The sequence below is a fragment of the Ramlibacter pinisoli genome, assembly GCF_009758015.1.
Taxonomy (GTDB): domain Bacteria; phylum Pseudomonadota; class Gammaproteobacteria; order Burkholderiales; family Burkholderiaceae_C; genus Ramlibacter; species Ramlibacter pinisoli.
Genome location: NZ_WSEL01000010.1, coordinates 1 through 5,193, shown reverse-complemented (window position 1 = coordinate 5,193; position 5,193 = coordinate 1). Strand labels below are relative to the sequence as shown.

The following is a 5,193-nucleotide window of genomic DNA, read 5'->3' as shown; positions in this document are numbered from 1 at the left end:
AGAGGCAAAAACTTCAAGATCGAACTGTAGAGTTTGATCCTGGCTCAGATTGAACGCTGGCGGAATGCTTTACACATGCAAGTCGAACGGCAGCACGGGGGCAACCCTGGTGGCGAGTGGCGAACGGGTGAGTAATACATCGGAACGTGCCCAGTCGTGGGGGATAACTACGCGAAAGCGTAGCTAATACCGCATACGATCTACGGATGAAAGCGGGGGATCGCAAGACCTCGCGCGATTGGAGCGGCCGATGGCAGATTAGGTAGTTGGTGGGGTAAAGGCTCACCAAGCCGACGATCTGTAGCTGGTCTGAGAGGACGACCAGCCACACTGGGACTGAGACACGGCCCAGACTCCTACGGGAGGCAGCAGTGGGGAATTTTGGACAATGGGCGCAAGCCTGATCCAGCCATTCCGCGTGCAGGATGAAGGCCCTCGGGTTGTAAACTGCTTTTGTACGGAACGAAACGCGCCGGGCTAATACCTTGGCGTAATGACGGTACCGTAAGAATAAGCACCGGCTAACTACGTGCCAGCAGCCGCGGTAATACGTAGGGTGCAAGCGTTAATCGGAATTACTGGGCGTAAAGCGTGCGCAGGCGGTGATGTAAGACAGATGTGAAATCCCCGGGCTCAACCTGGGAACTGCATTTGTGACTGCATCGCTGGAGTGCGGCAGAGGGGGATGGAATTCCGCGTGTAGCAGTGAAATGCGTAGATATGCGGAGGAACACCGATGGCGAAGGCAATCCCCTGGGCCTGCACTGACGCTCATGCACGAAAGCGTGGGGAGCAAACAGGATTAGATACCCTGGTAGTCCACGCCCTAAACGATGTCAACTGGTTGTTGGTCCTTTGCTGGATCAGTAACGAAGCTAACGCGTGAAGTTGACCGCCTGGGGAGTACGGCCGCAAGGTTGAAACTCAAAGGAATTGACGGGGACCCGCACAAGCGGTGGATGATGTGGTTTAATTCGATGCAACGCGAAAAACCTTACCCACCTTTGACATGTACGGAATTCCGCAGAGATGTGGAAGTGCTCGAAAGAGAACCGTAACACAGGTGCTGCATGGCTGTCGTCAGCTCGTGTCGTGAGATGTTGGGTTAAGTCCCGCAACGAGCGCAACCCTTGTCATTAGTTGCTACATTTAGTTGGGCACTCTAATGAGACTGCCGGTGACAAACCGGAGGAAGGTGGGGATGACGTCAAGTCCTCATGGCCCTTATAGGTGGGGCTACACACGTCATACAATGGCCGGTACAAAGGGCTGCCAACCCGCGAGGGGGAGCTAATCCCATAAAACCGGTCGTAGTCCGGATCGCAGTCTGCAACTCGACTGCGTGAAGTCGGAATCGCTAGTAATCGTGGATCAGAATGTCACGGTGAATACGTTCCCGGGTCTTGTACACACCGCCCGTCACACCATGGGAGCGGGTTCTGCCAGAAGTAGTTAGCCTAACCGCAAGGAGGGCGATTACCACGGCAGGGTTCGTGACTGGGGTGAAGTCGTAACAAGGTAGCCGTATCGGAAGGTGCGGCTGGATCACCTCCTTTCTGGAAACTGCAATCTAAATTAAACGCCCACACTTATCGGTTGTTGGAAGGTTGTCGCCAACGGCCAGGTCGCAAGATCTGTGTTGCTAGCGACCGGCTTGGGTCTGTAGCTCAGTTGGTTAGAGCACCGTCTTGATAAGGCGGGGGTCGTTGGTTCGAGACCAACCAGACCCACCATCCCTCCTGCAAACCTCGGGGGATTAGCTCAGCTGGGAGAGCACCTGCTTTGCAAGCAGGGGGTCGTCGGTTCGATCCCGTCATCCTCCACCAAACACCATCGCATCAACACCAAAGTTGCTTCGCAAGAGGCTGCTTTGTTGTTGAAGCCGGCATTGTCCGGATTCAATCGGCTGTTCTTTAAAAATTCATAGAGTTCGAATCAGCGTTGTTAGCGGAAACCGCTTCATGGCGGACCGTGCCGCTAACAACATTTTGATTGCGTCAAATGAACTTCACTTCGAAGCAATTCGAATGAAGGCGGCATAACGCGCCAGGTGAAAGACCTGGCAATTCCTTGATTGACTGAGAATCCTCGTGAGAGGGGTCAAAGTTATAGGGTCAAGTGAATAAGAGCATGTGGTGGATGCCTTGGCGATTACAGGCGACGAAGGACGTGATAGCCTGCGATAAGCTTCGGGGAGCTGGCAAATAAGCTTTGATCCGGAGATTTCCGAATGGGGAAACCCACCCTTAGGGGTATCGCATGATGAATACATAGTCATGCGAGGCGAACCGGGTGAACTGAAACATCTCAGTAGCTCGAGGAAAAGACATCAACCGAGATTCCGAAAGTAGTGGCGAGCGAAATCGGAAGAGCCTGCTAGTGATAGCACGACTGTTAACGGAACGGCTTGGAAAGGCCGGCCATAGCGGGTGATAGCCCCGTACGTGAAAACAGACGTGTGGTACTGAGCTAGCGACAAGTAGGGCGGGACACGTGAAATCCTGTCTGAAGATGGGGGGACCATCCTCCAAGGCTAAATACTCGTAATCGACCGATAGTGAACTAGTACCGTGAGGGAAAGGCGAAAAGAACCCCGGGAGGGGAGTGAAATAGATCCTGAAACCGCATGCTTACAAAAAGTCGGAGCCCGCAAGGGTGACGGCGTACCTTTTGTATAATGGGTCAGCGACTTACATTCAGTGGCAAGCTTAACCGAATAGGGAAGGCGTAGGGAAACCGAGTCCGAATAGGGCGTTTAGTCGCTGGGTGTAGACCCGAAACCAAGTGATCTATCCATGGCCAGGATGAAGGTGCCGTAACAGGTACTGGAGGTCCGAACCGACTAGTGTTGCAAAACTAGCGGATGAGCTGTGGATAGGGGTGAAAGGCTAAACAAACTTGGAAATAGCTGGTTCTCTCCGAAAACTATTTAGGTAGTGCCTCAAGTATTACCTTCGGGGGTAGAGCACTGTTTAGGCTAGGGGGTCATGGCGACTTACCAAACCTATGCAAACTCCGAATACCGAAGAGTACAGCTTGGGAGACAGAGCACCGGGTGCTAACGTCCGGACTCAAGAGGGAAACAACCCAGACCGCCAGCTAAGGTCCCTAAAATTGGCTAAGTGGGAAACGAAGTGGGAAGGCTAAAACAGTCAGGATGTTGGCTTAGAAGCAGCCATCATTTAAAGAAAGCGTAATAGCTCACTGATCGAGTCGTCCTGCGCGGAAGATGTAACGGGGCTAAGCCAGTTACCGAAGCTGCGGATTTGCACGCAAGTGCAAGTGGTAGGAGAGCGTTCTGTAAGCCTGTGAAGGTGGCTTGTAAAGGCTGCTGGAGGTATCAGAAGTGCGAATGCTGACATGAGTAGCGTTAAAGCGGGTGAAAAGCCCGCTCGCCGTAAGCGCAAGGTTTTCTACGCAACGTTCATCGGCGTAGAGTGAGTCGGCCCCTAAGGCGAGGCAGAGATGCGTAGCTGATGGGAAACAGGTCAATATTCCTGTACCGATGTGTAGTGCGATGTGGGGACGGAGAAGGTTATCTCAGCCGGGTGTTGGATGTCCCGGTTCAAGCCTGTAGTCGTGCCTGGTAGGTAAATCCGCCGGGCTTAGATGAGAGGTGATAACGAGGCGGCTTGCCGCCGAAGTGAGTGATACCCTGCTTCCAGGAAAAGCCACTAAGCTTCAGCTACACACGACCGTACCGCAAACCGACACTGGTGCGCGAGATGAGTATTCTAAGGCGCTTGAGAGAACTCGGGAGAAGGAACTCGGCAAATTGACACCGTAACTTCGGAAGAAGGTGTGCCCTTAGTAGGTGAAGTCCCTCGCGGATGGAGCCCAATGGGGTTGCAAAAAATCGGTGGCTGCGACTGTTTAATAAAAACACAGCACTCTGCAAACACGAAAGTGGACGTATAGGGTGTGACGCCTGCCCGGTGCTGGAAGATTAAGTGATGGGGTGCAAGCTCTTGATCGAAGTCCCAGTAAACGGCGGCCGTAACTATAACGGTCCTAAGGTAGCGAAATTCCTTGTCGGGTAAGTTCCGACCTGCACGAATGGCGTAACGATGGCCACACTGTCTCCTCCCGAGACTCAGCGAAGTTGAAATGTTTGTGATGATGCAATCTCCCCGCGGAAAGACGGAAAGACCCCATGAACCTTTACTGTAGCTTTGTATTGGACTTTGAACAGATCTGTGTAGGATAGGTGGGAGGCTTTGAAGCAGGGTCGCTAGATCTTGTGGAGCCAACGTTGAAATACCACCCTGGTGTGTTTGAGGTTCTAACCTAGGCCCGTTATCCGGGCTGGGGACAGTGCATGGTAGGCAGTTTGACTGGGGCGGTCTCCTCCCAAAGCGTAACGGAGGAGTTCGAAGGTACGCTAGTTACGGTCGGACATCGTGACGATAGTGCAATGGCATAAGCGTGCTTAACTGCGAGACTGACAAGTCGAGCAGATGCGAAAGCAGGACATAGTGATCCGGTGGTTCTGTATGGAAGGGCCATCGCTCAACGGATAAAAGGTACTCTGGGGATAACAGGCTGATACCGCCCAAGAGTTCATATCGACGGCGGTGTTTGGCACCTCGATGTCGGCTCATCTCATCCTGGGGCTGTAGCCGGTCCCAAGGGTATGGCTGTTCGCCATTTAAAGAGGTACGTGAGCTGGGTTTAAAACGTCGTGAGACAGTTTGGTCCCTATCTTCCGTGGGCGCTGCAGATTTGAGGAAGCCTGCTCCTAGTACGAGAGGACCGGAGTGGACGCACCTCTGGTGTATCGGTTGTCACGCCAGTGGCATTGCCGAGTAGCTATGTGCGGAAGAGATAACCGCTGAAAGCATCTAAGCGGGAAACTCGTTTCAAGATGAGATCTGCCGGGGCCTTGAGCCCCCTGAAGAGTCGTTCGAGACCAGGACGTTGATAGGTCGGGTGTGGAAGCGCAGCAATGCGTTAAGCTAACCGATACTAATTGCTCGTGCGGCTTGACCCTATAACTTTGATCGTCGATCAAAGGTGTTATGCCAAGTACGCAATCAAGAAGCTGATTTGAGCTCTATGAATTCGTCGCCCTGCATTGCGCAGGACGGCAACAAGTTATGCCTGATGACCATAGCGAGGTGGTCCCACTCCTTCCCATCCCGAACAGGACAGTGAAACGCCTCTGCGCCGATGATAGTGCGGATTCCCGTGTGA

Annotated in this window: 2 tRNA genes and 3 rRNA genes; all 5 read left to right on the top strand. The window is 53.1% G+C overall.

The annotated features are described in order from the left end of the window. The first annotated feature begins 21 nt into the window (after positions 1 to 21). Positions 22 to 1,556: ribosomal RNA gene (locus tag GON04_RS25185) — 16S ribosomal RNA — on the top strand. A gap of 100 nt (positions 1,557 to 1,656) precedes the next feature. After that, positions 1,657 to 1,733: transfer RNA gene (locus GON04_RS25180), tRNA-Ile, on the top strand. A 17-nt stretch (positions 1,734 to 1,750) separates the two neighbouring features. Beyond that, positions 1,751 to 1,826: transfer RNA gene (locus tag GON04_RS25175), tRNA-Ala, on the top strand. Between the two features lie 286 nt (positions 1,827 to 2,112). Next, positions 2,113 to 4,990, top strand: a 23S ribosomal RNA gene (locus GON04_RS25170). Positions 4,991 to 5,099: 109 nt separating this feature from the next. Next, a 5S ribosomal RNA gene (gene rrf / locus GON04_RS25165) occupies positions 5,100 to 5,193 on the top strand; the annotation flags it as partial.